Annotated in this window: 16 protein-coding genes and 1 tRNA gene; 6 read left to right on the top strand and 11 right to left on the bottom strand. The window is 49.5% G+C overall.

Features of this window, described 5'->3' with window-relative positions; all coding sequences use genetic code 11:
* Positions 1-384 precede the first annotated feature (384 nt).
* Both ACTHSL_RS09100 and rarD read left to right on the top strand, forming a co-directional pair.
* Positions 385-1,884 carry a DASS family sodium-coupled anion symporter gene (locus ACTHSL_RS09100; protein WP_440381153.1) on the top strand — a complete coding sequence of 500 codons (1,500 nt, stop codon included), beginning with the start codon at positions 385-387 and terminating at the stop codon, positions 1,882-1,884.
* A gap of 154 nt (positions 1,885-2,038) precedes the next feature.
* Complete coding sequence (gene rarD, locus ACTHSL_RS09095; protein WP_440381152.1) at positions 2,039-2,938, top strand: EamA family transporter RarD; 900 nt, start codon at positions 2,039-2,041, stop codon at positions 2,936-2,938.
* A 28-nt stretch (positions 2,939-2,966) separates the two neighbouring features.
* On the opposite strand, the gene ACTHSL_RS09090 is transcribed toward rarD, so the two are convergent.
* Positions 2,967-3,587, bottom strand: a complete 621-nt coding sequence (locus ACTHSL_RS09090; RefSeq protein ID WP_440381151.1) for a hypothetical protein — start codon at positions 3,585-3,587, stop codon at positions 2,967-2,969.
* A 56-nt stretch (positions 3,588-3,643) separates the two neighbouring features.
* The gene (gene cyaY, locus ACTHSL_RS09085) at positions 3,644-3,973 is read right to left on the bottom strand and encodes an iron donor protein CyaY (RefSeq protein WP_074898274.1); all 330 of its coding nucleotides are present in this window, start codon (positions 3,971-3,973) and stop codon (positions 3,644-3,646) included.
* A gap of 56 nt (positions 3,974-4,029) precedes the next feature.
* On the opposite strand from cyaY, the gene lptM reads away from it, so the two are divergent.
* A complete protein-coding gene (gene lptM / locus ACTHSL_RS09080; RefSeq protein WP_440381150.1) occupies positions 4,030-4,200 on the top strand; it encodes an LPS translocon maturation chaperone LptM in 171 nt (56 codons plus the stop codon).
* On the top strand, positions 4,201-5,421 hold the full coding sequence (gene lysA, locus ACTHSL_RS09075) for a diaminopimelate decarboxylase (protein WP_440381149.1): 1,221 nt from the start codon (positions 4,201-4,203) through the stop codon (positions 5,419-5,421).
* Between the two features lie 138 nt (positions 5,422-5,559).
* Here the strand turns inward: lysA and ACTHSL_RS09070 are convergent.
* Together ACTHSL_RS09070 and ACTHSL_RS09065 are read right to left on the bottom strand one after the other, a co-directional pair.
* Positions 5,560-5,634: transfer RNA gene (locus ACTHSL_RS09070), tRNA-Arg, on the bottom strand.
* Between the two features lie 38 nt (positions 5,635-5,672).
* Entirely contained in the window at positions 5,673-6,647 is a 975-nt protein-coding gene (locus ACTHSL_RS09065; RefSeq protein ID WP_107885696.1) for a polyprenyl synthetase family protein, read from the bottom strand.
* Between the two features lie 215 nt (positions 6,648-6,862).
* Here ACTHSL_RS09065 and rplU point away from each other — a divergent pair, with 215 nt between their 5' ends.
* Both rplU and rpmA read left to right on the top strand, forming a co-directional pair.
* Positions 6,863-7,171 (top strand): 50S ribosomal protein L21, encoded by a 309-nt coding sequence (gene rplU / locus ACTHSL_RS09060; RefSeq protein WP_107854342.1) that lies wholly within the window; start codon positions 6,863-6,865, stop codon positions 7,169-7,171.
* Positions 7,172-7,196: 25 nt separating this feature from the next.
* Positions 7,197-7,469: a 50S ribosomal protein L27 gene (rpmA, locus tag ACTHSL_RS09055; RefSeq protein WP_003775649.1), complete on the top strand. Its 273-nt coding sequence runs from the start codon at positions 7,197-7,199 to the stop codon at positions 7,467-7,469.
* 325 nt (positions 7,470-7,794) lie between these two features.
* Here rpmA and ACTHSL_RS09050 read toward each other — a convergent pair whose 3' ends face one another.
* From ACTHSL_RS09050 to ACTHSL_RS09020, 7 genes are all read right to left on the bottom strand, one after another.
* The gene (locus tag ACTHSL_RS09050) at positions 7,795-8,151 is read right to left on the bottom strand and encodes an SWIM zinc finger family protein (RefSeq protein ID WP_440381148.1); all 357 of its coding nucleotides are present in this window, start codon (positions 8,149-8,151) and stop codon (positions 7,795-7,797) included.
* A gap of 139 nt (positions 8,152-8,290) precedes the next feature.
* Complete coding sequence (locus tag ACTHSL_RS09045; protein WP_440381147.1) at positions 8,291-11,194, bottom strand: RNA-directed DNA polymerase; 2,904 nt, start codon at positions 11,192-11,194, stop codon at positions 8,291-8,293.
* A gap of 12 nt (positions 11,195-11,206) precedes the next feature.
* Positions 11,207-14,854 carry a DUF3418 domain-containing protein gene (locus ACTHSL_RS09040; RefSeq protein WP_440381146.1) on the bottom strand — a complete coding sequence of 1,216 codons (3,648 nt, stop codon included), beginning with the start codon at positions 14,852-14,854 and terminating at the stop codon, positions 11,207-11,209.
* 306 nt (positions 14,855-15,160) lie between these two features.
* Positions 15,161-15,664: a phosphatidylglycerophosphatase A family protein gene (locus ACTHSL_RS09035; RefSeq protein ID WP_440381145.1), complete on the bottom strand. Its 504-nt coding sequence runs from the start codon at positions 15,662-15,664 to the stop codon at positions 15,161-15,163.
* Positions 15,665-15,825: 161 nt separating this feature from the next.
* A complete protein-coding gene (locus ACTHSL_RS09030) occupies positions 15,826-16,230 on the bottom strand; it encodes a murein L,D-transpeptidase (RefSeq protein WP_440381154.1) in 405 nt (134 codons plus the stop codon).
* Positions 16,231-16,262: 32 nt separating this feature from the next.
* On the bottom strand, positions 16,263-16,787 hold the full coding sequence (locus ACTHSL_RS09025) for an outer membrane protein assembly factor BamE (protein WP_314936678.1): 525 nt from the start codon (positions 16,785-16,787) through the stop codon (positions 16,263-16,265).
* Positions 16,788-16,862: 75 nt separating this feature from the next.
* A partial coding sequence (locus tag ACTHSL_RS09020; protein WP_440381144.1) for a YadA family autotransporter adhesin occupies positions 16,863-18,963 on the bottom strand: 2,101 nt, incomplete at its 5' end.

Below are 18,963 nucleotides of genomic sequence, written 5' to 3'. Positions count from 1 at the left end.
GGGGCATTTGGGTAAAATTAGGAGCAATTAGGGGCGAAAACGGCCGAAAACCTGTGTTTGGGTTTCGGATGTCGGGGAAAAGAAATTTTGCAAAGGTCTCGGCCTTTTTGCCAAACGGGACATTTATCCCCCCCCCCGAATAAATCGCGAATCGGTTTGAAACCGGCGCATCATCCATTCCGCCACGCCGTTTTATTTGGATTTCAACCTACGTCTTTTGTGCATGTAGTAAAGTTTTACAAGGCTGCCATATTGGCGGCCGCAATCGGTTTTTAGGTAGTTATTGAGAAATGTTATCGTAGTTTACTTACAAATGATGCCGATCGGCGTATAGTAGCGTTGTTTGCTTTCCATATGTTGTCGATTCAGAAAGGAGTGCAGGTTATGAACAAAATCGGTTTCAAACCCATCCCCGCTGCGATTGCGCTGGGCTTAGCATTATTGATTTGGTTCGTCATCCCCGTTCCTGACGGCGTAACGCCGCAGGCTTGGCATTTGTTGGCGATGTTTGTCGGCGTGATTGCGGCGATTATCGGCAAGGCGATGCCGATCGGGGCATTGTCGGTTATCGCCGTGATGCTGGTGGCGGTAACGCAGGTAACGGTGCCGGAATTGGGCGCGGACGGCAATCCGATTAAAAAACCGGCGGAAATGGCGATTAAGGACGCATTAAGTTCGTTTGCCGACCCGCTGATTTGGCTGATCGGTATTTCGATTATGATTTCGCGCGGGATTTTGAAAACCGGCCTGGGCGCGCGCATCGGCTATTATTTTATTTCGCTGTTCGGCAAGAAAACGCTGGGTATCGGCTACAGTCTGGCCTTGTCGGAGCTGATTCTCGCGCCGGTAACGCCCAGTAACACCGCGCGCGGCGGCGGCATCATCCACCCCGTGATGAAGGCGATTTCGTCCAGCTATGATTCCGACCCTGAAAAAGGAACGCAGGACCGAATCGGCCGCTATCTGGCTTTGGTGAACTACCACAGCAATCCGATTACTTCGGCGATGTTCATCACCGCCACCGCACCCAATCCGCTAGTGGTCGATTTGATTGCCAAAGCGACGAACAGCGAGATTCATTTGAGCTGGGGCACTTGGGCTTTGGCGATGCTGCTGCCAGGCTTGGTGGCAATGTTCCTGATGCCGCTGGTGCTGTATTTCGTTTATCCGCCCGAAATCAAAGAAACCCCCAACGCGGCGCAGTTTGCCAAGGACCGCCTGAAGGAACAAGGGCCGATGAACCGCGGCGAGAAAATCATGTTGGCGATTTTTGCCGTGTTGCTGGTTTTGTGGGCGGGCATTCCGGCCATGATTTTCGGCAAAGCCTTTACCGTCCATCCTACCGCCACCGCCTTTATCGGCCTGTCGCTGCTGCTTTTGTCAGGCGTGCTGACTTGGGATGACATATTGAAGGAAAAAAGCGCGTGGGACACGGTGGTATGGTTCTCCGCGCTGGTGATGATGGCTTTTTTCTTGAACAAGCTCGGCCTGATCGGCTGGTTTTCGGATAAGTTGGGTAACGGCATTAAAAATACCGGCATGGGCTGGGTGGGCGCGTCCGCGTTGCTGCTACTAATTTATATGTACGCGCACTATATGTTCGCCAGCACCACCGCTCATATTACCGCCATGCTCGGCGCGTTTTATGCGGCAGGGTTGTTTTTGGGTGCGCCACCGATGGCTTTCGGCCTGATGATTGCCGCCGTATCCAGCCTGATGATGACGCTGACCCACTATGCCACCGGCACCGCGCCCGTTATTTTCGGTTCGGGTTATACGACGCTGGGCGAATGGTGGAAGGCAGGGTTTGTGATGAGCGTGGTAAACCTGCTGGTGTTTGTGGTTGTCGGCGGAATATGGTGGAAGGCTTTGGGCTATTGGTAAGGCCGTCTGAAATCCGCTAAAACCAAAGGCCGGCAGGGGTATTTCTGCCGGCCTTTCCGTAACCTTGTATAATTTGCGTTACAACCTTCCTTCAAACCTGCGCCATAGCGGATGAAGCCCAATCCGCCGCCATTGGCCGCACTCCGGATAATTCATGGACCACTCTGCCGACGAAACACGCAAAGGCCTGTTCTACGCCCTAGGCTGCTATGCCATTTGGGGGCTTTTCCCGCTTTACTGGTATCCGCTCAACCACGCCCCCATCGGCGCAGGCCAACTGTTGGCGCAGCGCATTGTATGGTCGGCGGCGTTTGCCGTTTTGTTTTTGGCATTCAGCCGGCAGAAAGCCGATTTCTTCCGCGCATGGGGTCAGCCGAAAACCATCGCCTTGTTTGCCGTCAGCGCGTTTTGCATCGCCATGAACTGGTTGATTTACCTTTGGGCGATTACCAACGGTCATGTATTGGATGCCAGCTTGGGTTATTTTGTCTCGCCGTTATTCAACATCCTGCTCGGCCGGCTGGTGTTTGGCGAAAAACTCAACCGCCGGCAGGCCGCCGCCGTCGTATTGGCCGTGGTCGGCATCCTCTGGCTGGCCGTACCCGTCGGGCAAATCCCCTGGGTCGCCCTCCTGCTCACCCTCAGCTTCGGCCTCTACGGGCTGGTGCGCAAACTCGCCCCGTTGGGCGCATTGCCGGGCTTGGTGTTGGAAACCCTCCTGATGCTGCCTTTTGCCGCCGCCTATCTGCTGTATGCCGGCCGGCACGGCGGTTTGGTTTTTGCCGAGTTGAACCTGCTGCAAACCGCCCTGCTGGTCGGCTCCGGCATCGCCACCACCGTACCGCTCATTCTGTTTGCCTCTGCCGCACGGCGCATCCCGCTGTCCACCTTGGGCGTAATCCAATACGGCTCGCCCACGCTCCAGCTTCTGCTGGGCTTGGTGCTGTTCGGCGAATCCTTCGATACCGGCCGCCTCATCGGCTACGGCTGGGTATGGTTGGGGGTGGCACTGTATTTCTCAGGCATTCTGCAAACAGGCAAAAAGGCCGTCTGAACACTTTTCAGACGGCCTCTCTTTACAATTAGGTCGATGTGGAACGCTGCGGCTTCAACAGCAAAATGCTGAGTATCACCCAACACACGCCGACTAAAACCAAAATACCGACCATACGCTTCAAAATCAGTATGCCCCGCTTTACCGACCACTCGGCATAAGCCTGCCATTCGGCAAACTGTAAAACCGTTTCGCTGCCGTTGTCGTCGTAGGCAATCTTAGTCAGCACGCTTTCATGATTCGTAACGCGGTACAATTCAGCATAACGCAGCGGCAGAATTTCTTCAGACGGCCTTTCGGCATTGTAGCGGCACAAAGGCGTGTCGTAATATCCGGTGCACGGCAAAACCTTCCATTCCGGCGGCTCGACATCGGCCAGACAGGAAGCATCCTCCGCCCGGCAGGACGGGGTTTGCACAACGGCCTTTTCCGGCAGGCGCAAAGAAACCGACACCGTGGCGGAATCGTTTTCCTCATCGTAAAACTGCTCCCTGCGCAATACCGTATTCTCATAGCGTTCGACTATACCCAGCGGCCGGCCGTCGGCATATACGTCGCGCAATCCGAACCATTGTCCCAAAACGGCAACGGACAAGGCAAAACCGCCCAGCAAGGTAAACAGCCAAATGGCGGTGGCGGGCAACTTCATAGCCAACCGCTCCGAGGCCGTCTGAAAAACGACGGGAGCAACCGCAACATCCCGTTTCAGCCCTCAAACGGCTCGATGGAGGCCGTTTCTCCGCATGCAGCCGACAACGCCTCGGATAAAACGGCGAAAAATTCCCGACCGTCGCGCGTAGCCAGCCATCGGCCGCCCTGCTCCGCAAAATGATAGCCGCCGCTTTTGGCCGCAATCCACAATTCCTGATTCGGCGTGTGGCGGTTGACGATAATCTGCGTGCCGTCGTCTGCCTCTATGGTTAAAACATTGCCGCTGCGCTGGCAGTCGAAATCCAAACCCTGCTCGTCGATTTGGTCTTCAATATAGGCAAACAGGCCGTCTGAATGCTGCAAAAATTCGCTTTCGGTCATCATGATTGATTAGATTGGGTTAAAATGGCGCATCTTGCCATATTCAAAACAAAAAAACCATGAAAACACCTTTCACGGCCGCCGTCGCAGCCGCCTTTCTGCTCTCCGCCTGCGGCTTCAAAGGCAGCCTCTACCTGCCGAAAGAGTCCGACAAAGCCAAATTCGGCGCGGTGCAAACCGGCCTGCAACTCGAAAACCAACCCATCACCATCCAACCGGAAGCCGAATAAATGTCCCTCCACTGCGAAAACATCAGCTACACGGAACTGGCCGAACGCTTCGGCACGCCTTTATATGTGTACAGCCAAGCCGAACTTGATTCGGTCTTCGCCCGTTATCAAACCGCCTTTGCCGCACTCGACCCCTTAATCTGTTATGCCGTCAAAGCCAACGGCAACCTGAGCGTCATCCGCCGTTTCGCCGAACTGGGCAGCGGCTTCGACATCGTATCGGGCGGCGAACTCGTGCGCGTCTTGGCGGCGGGCGGACGGGCGGACAAAACCATTTTTTCCGGCGTGGGCAAAAGCGCGGCGGAAATCGAATTCGCCCTGAAATCAGGCATCAAATGCTTCAACGTCGAAAGCCTGCCCGAACTCGACCGCATCAACGAAATAGCAGGCCGTCTGAAAACCGCCGCCCCCGTCTCCCTGCGCATCAACCCCGATGTGGACGCGCAAACCCACCCCTATATCTCCACCGGCCTGAAAGCCAACAAATTCGGCATCGCCATGGAAGATGCCGAACGCGCCTACCTGCACGCCGCATCCCTGCCGCACCTGAACATCATCGGCATAGACTGCCACATCGGCTCCCAACTCATCAAACTCGAACCGCTGGTTGAGGCCTGCGAACGCCTGTTGCCGCTCATCGACAAGCTGGCCGCACACGGAATCGGTTTGCAGCACATCGACTTGGGCGGCGGCGTCGGCATCGTCTATCAAAACGAAGAAACGCCCGATTTGGCCGCCTACGCCGCAGCCGTACAAAAACTCTTGGGCGACCGCCGTCTGAAACTGATTTTGGAACCCGGCCGCAGCCTGGTCGGCAATGCGGGCGCACTGCTGACCCGTGTGGAATTCGTCAAACAAAACGGCGACAAAAACTTCGTCGTCGTCGATGCCGCCATGAACGACCTGATGCGCCCCGCCCTGTATCAGGCCTACCACCACATTGAAAACGCCGAACCGAGCCCCGTTGCGCCGTTTGCCGCCGACATCGTCGGCCCGATTTGCGAAACCGGCGACTTCCTGGCCAAAGACCGCATGATTTCGGCCCAGGCAGGCGATTTGCTGGTCGTCCGCAGCGCGGGCGCATACGCTTCCAGCATGGCGGGCAACTACAACACCCGCCCGCGTGCGGCCGAAGTGCTGGTCAACGGCAGCGAGGCTAAAATCGTCCGCCGCCGCGAAACATTGGAAGAAATGCTGGCCAACGAACGGGATTGCCTGTAACCCCACCTGACAGATTCACTTAATTTGCCGACCCGGCCGTGAAACACACCATCACGCGAAAAGGCCGTCTGAAAACCGAAAATGGCTTTCAGACGGCCTTTTTTGATATTGGAAACAGAAACCCGCTTCCGAAAATCATGGCCCCGCCGACAGGAATCGAACCTGTATTTTACGCTTAGGAGGCATACGTTCTATCCGTTGAACTACGGCGAGGACTTAAAACTTAGAAAAACGAAGCGCAACGCTTAAATTTACATCACCCTGGCTACCGACACTTCCGCCAGCTGGCGCATGGCGCGGGTAGCCTCGTTATCGGGTAGCACATCCAAACAGGCTGCCGCTTTGCCCGCCGCCGCCTTCGCCTGTTCGATACAGTAAGACAGCGCGTCGGATGCGGCCACATGGGCATGAATTTTTTCAAAATAACTGCGATCGGCATTTTGCAGTGCGGCGCGCACATCCGCAGCCGCCTCCTGACTGCCTTGGTTCATCAGGTAAATCAACGGCAACGTCGGCTTGCCTTCGGCCAAATCGTCGCCGACATTTTTGCCGATTTGTTCGGGGTCGCCGGAATAGTCCAGCACATCGTCAATAATCTGGAAGGCCGTGCCGACATACATACCGTAATCCCGCAGCGCAGCTTCCTGCTCTGCCGAAGCACCCGCCAAAATAGCACCAACCTGCGCCGCCGCTTCAAACAACTTGGCAGTTTTATATTGGATAACTTGCAGATACTGCGCCTCGGTAATATCGATATTGCCGATATTCATCAGCTGCATCACTTCGCCTTCGGCAATAATATTGGTCGCATCGGCCATAACTTCCAAAATCTTCATGCTGCCGGAGCCGACCATCAACTGGAACGCGCGGGTATAAAGAAAGTCGCCCACCAATACGGCGGCTGCATTGCCGAATAAATTGTTTGCCGTTTTCCGTCCGCGCCGCAACTCGCTTTCGTCCACCACATCATCATGCAGCAGGGTGGAAGTATGGATGAACTCCACCATCGCCGCCAACGAATACAGGCCGTCGTTATCGCAACCCAACGCCCTGCCGGACAAAATGGTAATCACCGGCCGCAGCCGCTTGCCGCCCGCACTGATAATATAAGTACCGATTTGGGAAATCAGTGCCACTTCCGACTGCACCGCCCGATTGATAACCACATCGACACGGCCTAAATCGGCTGCTAAATTTTGTTGGAAATAGGGCAGGTTTTCAAGCATGACGGACTCGGCACGACAGACGGTTTTACAGAAAAACAAGCCCGCGATTATAGCATCAAAGGCCGTCTGAAAAAACACCGCAAACATCCCGCATCTCCGCCCTCACACTAAAACGCCGCCAAAGTTTGACAAAACAGCCCCTTAGCAATAGAATCCCCCGTTTCGCGCATGGTGCGCGGAATTTTCTTTAAACCAAAATCCTTATGGAGTTGAGTATGTACGCGGTCGTAAAAACCGGCGGCAAACAATATAAAGTTTCCGTTGGCGAAAAATTGAAAGTAGAACAGATACCTGCCGAACTCGACAGCCAAATCGAACTGACCGAAGTTCTAATGATTGCTGACGGCGAGTCTGTAAAAGTAGGCGCTCCCTTTATCGAGGGCGCGAAAGTAACGGCAAAAGTAGTTGCCCACGGTCGCGGCGAAAAAATCCGCATCTTCAAAATGCGCCGCCGCAAACACTACCAAAAACGCCAAGGCCACCGCCAGAATTTCACCCAAATCGAAATCGTGGCAATCGCCTAATTTTTAAAACTTAGGAGTATTACAAATGGCAAGTAAAAAAGCAGGCGGTAGCACCCGCAACGGTCGCGATTCAGAAGCCAAACGCTTGGGCGTAAAAGCCTACGGAAACGAACTGATTCCCGCAGGTTCCATCATCGTCCGCCAACGCGGCACCAAATTCCACGCCGGCGACAACGTAGGCATGGGCAAAGACCACACTCTGTTTGCCAAAGTGGACGGCTATGTCGAATTCGCGGTTAAAGGCCGTCTGAACCGCAAAACCGTCAGTGTCCGCCCCTACACCGGCGCAGAAGAATAAACAGACGTTTATCCTAACGCAACCAAAAACCCGCCTAATCAGGCGGGTTTTTATATTTCGCATCACCGCTCATCCATCATTGTAACTGCCCGACAAGCAACGATGCATCAGTAAAGAGGGGAAGAACTAGACCATATCAACCAATACACAATGTACCTGATGAAGTGAAAACAATAACACCGGACTTGATGGGTTAGATATTTGATACCTGAACAAAAGGCCGTCTGAAAGATTTCATATGCAATGTTTCAGACGGCCTTTAGTGTTGGAATAAAGACTACAGCTTGCCGAACCCCCAACCGGCGGCTTCGTGGTAAGCATAATATCAGGTTCGGGAAAAGATTCGGGAGAGCTGCTGGCGATACGGATTGCCGCCCTTTTTAGGCTGTTGCGCGTCGGTTTCGTCCGGCTGCCCGTCCGGCGTTTGAGCGCGCACCGCATACCACAACGCCGCCATATGCTTGCACGCCCAGCCATAAGGACAATCGCAGCCCCCGTCCTTAATGTACAAATCACTATCCAGCTTCAGCCATACCGAATAGTTTCCCGAACCGCACACCTCCGCCCGATAACGTCCCGCGGAAGTTTTTTGGACATCGCGAACCTTGCCCTGCTGAAAATACAGCAGACCGCGTTCGGCGATATGGGGCGGAAATAGGCGGGGTAGGTAGATACCGGACATGGTTTGCTTCCAAGAAGTTGTTGAAACATGGGGAGTTTACTGGTTCGAGCGACGTTTGGGGAGAGGGTGGTGGGAAGATTTGCTTTGAGAAGTGGCAAAAGGTCGTCTGAAAATGGAGTTCAGACGACCTTTTTTGGGATTATGGTTCGTGAAAACCTGGAGGTAATGGTTTAAATGTATCTCCATCTAAGGGGGCATGTTGGTAATGGAATTTACTTAATTTTTGAATATCAAGATTAGTAGTTAAAATGCAAGGATTACTTCCTCCTTTCACATAAAGGAGCGTTTTTTGTTCCGTTTTTGTTGGTTGTAAAACACATGAACCACCATATTGAGATGTATTTACCTGGATAGTGTAACAATGTAAATCTCTCACAGCTGATTCTAATATATGTTGATAATAATTAGTATCCTTATTCCATACGCAAGCAATTAATAAGTTAATTTCCGATTTAAATAAAACGCGATGTGTAATATCTGCTAATTCAAAGCAATTATAAGTTGCGAAACAAGCTCCTCTCCAATTAACCTTATGATAAGAATATCTATTCTTATCATTACCAGCAAGTAATCCGAAACTATTCATATGCGTAAGCTCTGCAGGAGCATAATGATTTTTAACTCTTGCCGTTATATAACAATTTTTAAAACCTTCTTTTTGACTAAATGGCAACAGCTCAATCAAAATATTGAATGCAACCTTATCAATTACCCAATGTTCTAATCCAAAAATTAATCCTATTTGGTTTCTACGAGAAAAAGATGCCATAAATGGTAGCCAACTGACAGGAATAGATACTTCCGGTAAGACCAATAGATCCACTTTTTCTTTTACCGCATCATTCAGAATTTGATATATTATTTTTTGCCTATCAAAACTTAAATTAGGTTTTTCATCATCCCTCAATGCATGAATAATATCTTTCTGATTCACAATTAAATTTGCAATAGCTAAATTAAAATAATTATTTCTTCGAGATATATCATTAATTGATAATGAAAATTTATCAATACTATTGTTATTATTGATTTCTTCTTTTTTCCATTTAACAAAACTACTGCACATTTCTGCAAATTTACCTTGCCACTCACTCAATCTATTACATCTTAGCTTCTGTGATAATTCGAATATTTGCAACTCATCAATATGGAGAAATCTGGGAGAGTATTTCTTTTTTTGACTATTAATTTCATGATGAGATTGTTTCTTTGAAGATATATCTTCCAATATCTTATTTTCATCAATTAAACTCCCCTCATATATAGTATAATTTGATAATGGCCATGCTACTAAGTGGTGCCTAATTAAATTAGAATACCTAAATCCATTTGCTAATTTCATTAAATTATTTAAGTCAGGAAATTTATAAAAGAATTTTTTAATTTCCAAGCTTTCTTTATGAATTGGATATTTAATTAATGCTAAGGAAAGAGAAAAAGAAATTTGATTATACAAACATAAATCTTCCCTAATTTTTTTTACGAGAAAGTGATTCTTACTTCTTGAATAGCTAATTATGTTTATTTCTTTAACTAAATGATTATAAAAGGTAATTGCAAAATTTATATCATTTACAACAAAAGAATATTGATACACCTTTTCCCATAGCCTACTAAATTTTAATGAATTACATCCTTTAAAAAACAACATTAACTGTGAAATTACTATATCTTTATCCTTTTTGTTTGTTTTACACAATCTATTTGCAGTTATGCAACTAGATAGGTATTGTGAAAGCTTAGTTTCATTTTCAACTACCCCAATAACATTACGTAACTTATTAGACGATCCACTAAATAATATTTCATAAGCAAACTCATCCATCTCTCGATAAAAGTGCTCTGTTGGTAAAAATTTAAACGCACTACTTTGTTCATCTAATTCTTGTTTAAATAGTTCTAATCCAGCTTTGCTATTAGCTTTATCAAAAAATTGAAATACAACTTTCTTTTTTTGAATAGAAATATCCTTTCCTTCTATAATATAACTTTCGTCGTCTTTACCGCTTACTAAAATATGGGTACTCAAGAAATATTTTTCATATAGGCTTTTTAAAGGGTCATCTTCATCAAAAATAGGATTTGGCAACACAATTAATATATCATCCACATATCTTCCATAATAAATTGGTTTCAATATTTTCTGTATTTTTTCATCAAAATCAATCATATACCAATTTGATAAAATAGATGATGATGTGAGCCCTATCGGTAGTATTTCTTTATCTTCACATTCATTATGCGTAACACTTAATTCACTCTTGATCACCTCATGATACTTTTTAAAAATACGTTTTAATAAGCGATTTAACTTTAAAGCATCATCCATAATCTCCCTAATGCATTCTCTTTCAATAATTTCATCAACCTTATCTAAATCTATATCAACATTGTAAAAAAATTCTTTTAAATCTAATGAAATAACTCCAACACTATTATTATCATCAGATAATAATCTTGCTTTATTTATGGCATTGTTTCTCCATTTATTATACTGATCTATATAGCGAATAAATAAGTTATTATGTCCTGATACATCTCTTGTGTCATCACATTCAGTGTACTTTTTTATAAATTCTTTAGTATGATTTCGTAATCTATTTCCATAACAATCCTCTGTAAGCATACCATCCAAAATTGGTCCAACATACAGGCTCCACAACATATCTATAATATAAACTTCAACATCAGCATCAATAAAATAATTTAACTTTACAAGATTATGAGTATCCGTACTTTTATCATTACTGATGAATCTACCTTCTGTATTATGTGTATTTTCGTGAGAATTATCTTCAAAACTTTTAGGAATAATTCTAAATGAAATACTATCTATCCATTTATCTAGCTTATCCGTATTATTATCAGATATAACTTTAGCAATTTCCTCAAAAATATTTCTACCCACATCTTCATCTAATAGGTTATGTTCTTTCTCAAAAGAGGATATCCGTTCTCTCATAAAAAGATTTAGGTTTTCATAATAAATATGATTTTTTAGATAAATATAAGCAATTTCAATAAGTTTTCCATCTATTTTCATTTTTTCGTTTCCTTAATTTAAAGAATTTAATTCTTTCAAAAGTCTCTTCACTGACACCGGATACGGCGTCTTCAATTCCTGCGCAAACAGCGACACTCTCAATTCTTCAATCATCCATCTAAACGCGGCGAGGTCGTCTGAAACGGGTTGTCCTTGTTTCACCAAGCCGTCGGTTTTTTCCTGCCACATTTGTTCCAATTCCTGTATGTCGGCTTCGCGGGCGGCGTCGCGTGATGGGTTGCCGCTGTATTTTTCGAGGCGCAGGGTCATGGCTTTGAGGTAGATGGGGAGGCGCGGCCATTGTGCCCACGGGGTGCGGGTGGCGAAGCCGGCGGCGAGCAGGGTTTGCAGGCGTTGGCGCAGGAGGTGGGTAAGCGGGTGTTTGCCGAGTTTGCTGTTCAGTTCGGCGTAGGCGGCGGCGGTTTCCTGCAAGTAGCGGCTGAGGGCTTCTTTGACGGCGGGCAGGCGGCTGCGGGCGCGTTTGATTTGTTCTTTGAAGGTTTTTTCGTTGCGCGGCAGCTCGTCTTCGCCGATAAAGGCGCGGTCGCAGACGGCTTGGGTGAGGTCGTCGCGCAGGGTGTCGGCGTTGATGTGTTTGAGCAGCATGGCGGCTTGGGTGAAGCCTTGGATGCCTTTGTTCAGATCTTTAACTTGTTCTTTTAGTTGCAGTTTCATGAGTTCGATCACGCCTAATCTGTGGGCTTGTTCGGCGGCGGCGGACGTGTCGAACAGGCGCAGGGCGATGCGGCCGTCTTTTTCTTTTTGCAGGCCGAGGTAGCCGGTGAGCTGTTGTTTGCCGCGGGCGAATTTGATGGATTCGGGCAGGGTGCCGATGTCCCACGTGGTAACGTTGTCGCGCTCGAATTCTTGGGTGTTGTCGCGGAAGGTGGTGGCGGCGGCTTTGCCAAGCTGTTGTTGGATTTGGATTAAATCGCGCCCCATGGTTAATTCTTGTCCGCCGTCGTCGATGATGCGGAGGTTGAAATAGCAGTGTTCGGGCAGCCTGAACGCGGCCCATTCGTCTTGGTTGATTTGCTCGAGTATGCGGATGTCGCCTGCGGTTTTGGCGATGGCTTGGGCGAGTTGGGGCAGGATGGGGGCGTTGCGGTCGGGGTTTTGGCTTAAAAATTGGGTGATGAATTCGGGCACGGGCACGCAGATGCGGCGGATTTGTTTGGGCAGTGCTTTGATTTGCAACTGGATTTTTTCGCGTATCATGCCGGGCACGAGCCATTCGAGGGCGGCGGGGCTGATGCGGTTGAGCACGGTGAGCGGCAGGGTGAGGGTAACGCCGTCGAGCGGGTGGTGCGGTTCGAAGCGGTAGCTGAGTTTGAATTTGCCGTCTGCGGTTTGCCAGTGTTTGGGGAATTGTTCTTCGGTAATGTGCGCGGCGGCGTGCTGCATGAGGTCGTCGCGGCTGAGGAACAGCAGGCGTGGGTTGTCGCGCTCGGCGGTTTTGAGCCAGGCTTGGAAGGTGCGGATGTCGGCGAGGGGGAGGGGTTTCAGATGGCCTTTTTGAGGTGCAGGCTGCTTTTTGGGTTTGGGGTCGTCTGAAACATTTTGTAGGGGGTGTGAACTCGGTTCACGCACGCGGTTGCCCGTATCTTTGGAATCCGCGTGCGTGGCTTGCGCTACACATTCTACGTTGTGCTTTTGAGATTTTAGGACATCTGTTGCATCCGCTCGTGCCAATAAGATGAGTTCGCCGGCAGTCTCAGCATCGGGATAGTGTACCAAGCCGGCTTCGTCAAATTGCGCCATTACGCCACTTTGTAATGTCGCCCATTCTTCGGCGGAACCGATGGACGGGTCGCATTGCTGCTCAGCAATCAAGGCAACGATTTTGCCGTGCCATTGTTTGCTGTCGATCGTTACGCGATCACCCAGCAGTATCGGTTGACCGTCGGCGTAGCATAGGGAGTTTTCAGGTAGCCTTTGGGCTTTGGGGTCGTCTGAAACTGTTGAAACTGCGGCACTTTGTTCCCTCTCCTGCGGGAGAGGGTTAGGGAGAGGGCTTGCTGAGGTTGCAGAAAAGTTGGTTTGCGCGGCAACTGTTTTGCCCTCTCCCCGACCCTCCCCCACGGGGGAGGGGGCGGTTTGCTGTGGATTTGTAGGACGCAGGTCGTCTGAAAACATTGAGGTTATGGCACTCTGTTCCCTCTCCTGTGGGAGAGGGTTAGGGAGAGGGCTTGCTGCGGTTGCGGAAAAGTTGGTTTGTGCGGCAACTGTTTTGCCCTCTCCCCAGCCCTCCCCCACGGGGGAGGGGGTGGTTTGCTGGGGATTTGCAGGACGCAGGTCGTCTGAAACCGTTGAAACTCTGGCACTCTGTTCCCTCTCCTGTGGGAGAGGGGTAGGGAGAGGGTTTGCTGCGGCTGCGGAAAAGTTGGTTTGTGCTGCAACTGTTTTGCCCTCTCCCCAGCCCTCCCCCACGGGGGAGGGGGCGGTTTGCTGCGGATTTGTAGGACGCAGGTCGTCTGAAACCGCGTCCGCCGTATAAAAATCGGGCAGCCGTTCGTGATAAAACGTGAACAGCGCTTCGTCATCAACCAGCACGTCTTGCTTGCGCGATTTGTGTTCGAGTTCGGTAATTTCCTTAATCAGCTTTTTGTTGTGGACAAAAAATTCCGCTTTCAAATCGCATTCCTGCGCCACCAACGCGCTGCGGATAAAGATTTCTCGGGCTTCTTCGGGGGCGATTCTGCCGTAGGATACGGGGCGGCGCGGCAAGACGGTCAGGCCGTAGAGCGTTACCCGTTCGCTGGCGATGACTTCGCCGCGTTTTTGTTCCCAGTGCGGCTCGAAATAGTGGTAGCGGACGAGGTGCGGCGCTTCCTGCTCGATCCATTCGGGCTGGATGGCGGCCACGTCGCGGGCATAAAGTTTTGTCGTTTCAACGAGTTCTGCCGCCATGACCCATTTAGGCTTCGCCTTGAACAGGGCGGAGGCGGGGAAAAGGTGGAAGCGGCTGCCGCGTGCACCGGTGTAGTCGTTGCCGTCGGGCGATTTCATGCCGACGTTGGCGATGAGGCCGGTGAGCAGGGCGCGGTGGATTTGTTCGTAGCCCGCTTCTTTTGCGGCGCGGATTTGGGCGCGGTATTGCTTCTTATCCAGTTGTTTTTGTTTGAGTTTGGCGGATAGGTCTTGGTCGCCCGCATTTTCAGACGACGTGAGTTGCCTGACTTCGGGAGGCCGTCTGAAAGCCGCTTCCTTGGTGGTCAAACCCAGTTCAATCGCGGTTTGGGCAAGCTGGTGGTGCAGCTCACGCCACTCGCGCATCCGCAGGTGCGACAGGAAATATTGGCGGCACCACTGCACTAACTGCTTGTTGGACAAGCCTTTGTCGCGCTCGCGCTGGAAACTGTCCCAAATGTTCAGATAGGCAAGGAAATCGGACTGCTTGTCGGTAAAACGCTCGTGCGCCTTGGTGGCGGCATCGCGCGCTTCCAGCGGCCGTTCGCGCGGGTCTTGAATCGACAGCGCGGACGCGATCACCAATATTTCCGCCATGCAGTCGTGTTTCTTCGCCGCCAACAAAATGCGCGCGATTTTCGGGTCGATGGGCAGGCGCGCCATTTGTTCGCCGAGTTTGGTCAAGCGGTAGCGGGGAATATTGAATGAACGGGATTGCAGGCCGTCTGAAAGGATTTGGGTTTCTTGCATGATATGTTTTTGAAATGATGGTTTGAAATAACAGGCTGCTTGAACTTAGTGGCAATTACTTTTTTAGGGTTTAGCGTGCGGAGGCATTGTAGGAATATCATAGATTTTAGGCAATGGGGCTTTCAGACGGCCCTCTCTAAGCTCCCAACGACATTTGAAAAGGAGATACTGCTATTTGCGGAAATGACACTGTATTGGCTATTCTGTCGTTATTTGAAATCCATTATCTATTCAATCAAAAGCTAACTGGCAAAACAAAAGGGGCTGTCCTAGATATTCAGGACACCCCCTCATTTTCTACATAGATTAGGCAAACAACCAATGCAGTACTTGCACGACTAAGATGGTATAAACAGCGGCAATCGCATCATCAAGCATGACACCCAATCCGCCTTTAATCTGACTATCCGCCCATTTCACCGGCTGTGGTTTTAAGATATCAAACAGCCGAAATAATAAAAAGGAAAGTAACCACCAACCCAGCCCTTGCGGCACGCAGGATAATACAAGGAGCATGGCGACAAATTCGTCCCAAACGATGCCGCGATGATCATGTATTCCCAATTCCCGGCTCAAAATATCGCAAATCCGAACCCCAAGCAAAAACAGGGCAGTCGCCACGATCAGCAATGTCAGATGACTCATGCCCATGCCGAACAACAGGCCGGCAACAAAAATAGCAGGCAAGGTACCTACAGTACCTGGCGCACTTTTCGTTAAACCTGTACCAAATCCAAAACCTAAAATACGAACTACACGAGCCGTCATCCATGACCATGATGGAATGACAGTGTTTTGAGTTTGCGACATAGATATTCCTTCCGTAAAAAATGTTTTTCAGACGGCCTCATACACCCAATCTGCCGACAAACAAAATTTTGAGTATTGAGGAAAACGATACTTCCAATTATAACTTTTTAAAGCCACAAGACAATGACTATGGACAATATTCGCTTCTTTAAATCATTTTTTCAGAGGATTTCGAGTACAAAATACATTTTTAATTTTTCATACACCTCGTCATGAACATTGATGCAGCCATTGGTCATAATTCGGTCTGCAACCAACGGAGAACGGATGCGTTCCAGTCGACGCTCTGACGGCTTCAACGTCCAAACACGGTGCAAGGCAAACAAAAAGTCTTTTTCTTGTTTGAAGCCAATCACGTCTCCGCCATAACCGGCTTTCTTCGTACTATAAAGCTGTAAATCAAATCTACCTTTAGGTGTCGTTTTCCCAATCAACACGGGATGACATTCCCCTGTATCGGCAAAACACAATTCGGCCTTATCGGTATAGACAATTACTTTTTTACTTTGTATAAAAGTATCAATGCTGCCAGAAGCGGAAGCAGCAATGCTCACTCCTGACAGCATTAACAAGCATAAAGCTTTTAACATCAAATGACCTATTGACGAATTTTCTGAGGAGTATGCACTATTTCACGAATAATTACCTGAGGCTCAGCTTTGGGCTCTTGGGGCTCTTTGGGAGGGCAAACCGCATCGGCCGGATAAACAGGATTCCAATAGAAACTCCGTGCAAATTTGTGTTTGTCATAAATAACTTTATATTGGCAAGTCGTAATATCTGGCACACCCGATGTATTATCTGGATCAGTACCTACGCCCGGAGTATAAAAATGGAACAAATAATCCCATTCGCGCACACCATATAATCCTTCATCATAGTGTGGGCGGCCCAAAATTTTATATATATCATCCTTAGTCAAGCCGGGACGCATTTTGTCTAACTCTGCCTGGGTAGGGAAAGTGCCCCGATTTTTATTAAATGTCAATGAGTAAGGTTTTGGGAAAACCGGATTATCTGTTGTGCCGTCAGCAGTAATCTTACTTTTGGTTGCACAAGCAGACAGAAGGCAAACAGCCGCCAATGCAGCACCTGTTTTTAACCATGAAGTACTTATTTTCATATATTCATCCTTTCAATTATCGATTTCAGACGGCCTCTAATCCTCTTACTGCCGTCTGAAATCGATTTAACTAACTTACCACTGATAACCTACCGCAGCGGTAGCACCATAATGACCACGGGAATTACCCGTTGCAGTGCCTTTGATAATCCAGTTACCGCCATCAGAGATAGTCGAATAACCGATGGCGTAACCGCTTTCACCGCGATACACGCTACCGCCGACGGCCATCATGCTCTTGCCGGGCAAGTAGGCCTGAGGCAGGCCCGCGACAGCCATGGCTGCAGCCGTACCGGCTTTGGCATCGGCGGACACTTGATTAATCTTATTATCCATAGCGTTGATAATGGCGGTATTGTTTCCGGCAACCGCACCGAGCGCATGCCTCAACTGACCGACATTAACGGCATCGGTAGCGGCAGTACCATCCGCAACATTGGCAATCTTATTGCCACCGTTGTCCAATCCGCCCGTTGTCAGGCTGACCGACCTGCCTCCCGCGCCTGCCGGAGTGATGGTCACACCGCTGCCGTTGGTCACGGTTTTGTTACCCGCATTGTCGGTAGTTGTCACGCTGGTTACGTTCAGGTTCGGATTCAACGCTAACTGTGCACCGCCGGCTACGGTAGTACTGGTGATGTTGCTGTCACCTTTCACTCTGATAGTGTCGCCTAGTCGATAGTTGTTGCTACCGGTAGTGCCGCCGAAATTGATGCCTTTGGCGATGTTGGTCGCATTATTGGCAACATTCTGGTTCGTAGCATGCAGTTGACCACCATTCACGGCTTCTTTGCTACCTGCAGCAACAGTACCGTCAGCCACGTTACCCAAAGTCACCGGTTTGGTCGCGTCTCCGCCCGCCAGGTTTACTTTGTTGCTCGGCGTGCCGGTCGGGTTGCCTGATGCATCCGCATAGGTCATCGGGGTATCAAACTTAACGGTAGTCACGCCGTTTTTGCTCGTTACGTTGGCCACTGTGCCTTGGCCGTTGGCAAAGTTAACGGTGTCGCCGTGGGTAACGAAGTCTTTGTCTGTGCCGTTACCTTGTACGGTAAAGCCCGCGTTCAATACGTCGTTAACAGTGGCAGCATTGTTGCCCTTGCCTGCCAAATCGGTACGTTTGTTACCGGTCGGGTTGGTTACGGCAGTCGCAGTATCAGCCAGGTTGCTCTTCACATTGGCCAATGTAGTCGGCTTGGTGGTGTTGCCGGCCGCATCCTGCATGCTGGCAATTACATTACCGGCCGCCACTTCGTTACCGCCTGTCGGTGCATCATAGAATTTGCCGTCGGGTCGTTTGTACACCTTCGTGCCGTCAGCTTTGGTGTATACCACCGGGGCTTGGGCATTCTGCACCACGGCTTGGGCATCCAATGCATAGGTGTAACTTTGGTTACCATTACCATCCAACTCCTGTTTCACGGTCAACCCATCACCGGCTTTCAGAGTCAGGGTGCTACCGGGTTTGGCAGTAGTAGCAGTAGAAGTACCTACTACGTTGCCGCCGGCGTTGATATTGAAGCCGCTGTTGTTGATGGCGTTGGCAATGTCTCCCGCTGTCGCCAGTTTGTTGGCAGCAGCTGGCGGAGTGACTTTACCGTTAGCAACTGTCAATGGAGTGGTATCGGCTGTTACTGTATAGGTAGTACTACCGTCCGCATTCTGCGTACCGTTAACACTGATACCGTTACCTGCTTTTACTTTAGTAGTGGCTGCAGCTTTAGCTACTTTGAGCTGGTCTACATTAACCGCATCAGTACCAGCCGTACCTGCAGCAACATTAGTAATTTTGTTGCCGCCGTTGTTCAAACCGCCTGTAGTCAGACTGACAGAGTTGCCTGCTGCCGGAGTGATGGTCACACCGCTACCGTTGGTAACGGTTTTGTTACCCGCCGCATCGGTGGTGGTCACACTGGTTACGTTCAGGTTCGGATTCAACGCCAACTGTGCGCCACCGGCCACGGTAGTGCTAGTAATGTTGCTGTCACCTTTCACGTTGATAGTGTCGCCTAGCTGGTAGTTATTGCTACCGGTAGTTCCACCGAAGTTGATGCCTTTGGCGATGTTGGCCGCATTATTGGCAACGTTTTGGTTCGTAGCATGCAGCTGGCTGCCGTTGACGGCTTCTTTGCTGCCCGCAGCAACAGTACCGTCAGCCACGTTACCCAAAGTCACC

Origin of the sequence: Neisseria sp. P0008.S010, from assembly GCF_051962715.1 — a bacterium.
Lineage (GTDB): Bacteria > Pseudomonadota > Gammaproteobacteria > Burkholderiales > Neisseriaceae > Neisseria > Neisseria elongata.
Note: the sequence above shows the minus strand (reverse complement) of the source record. Positions and strands in the feature narration are given on the sequence as shown.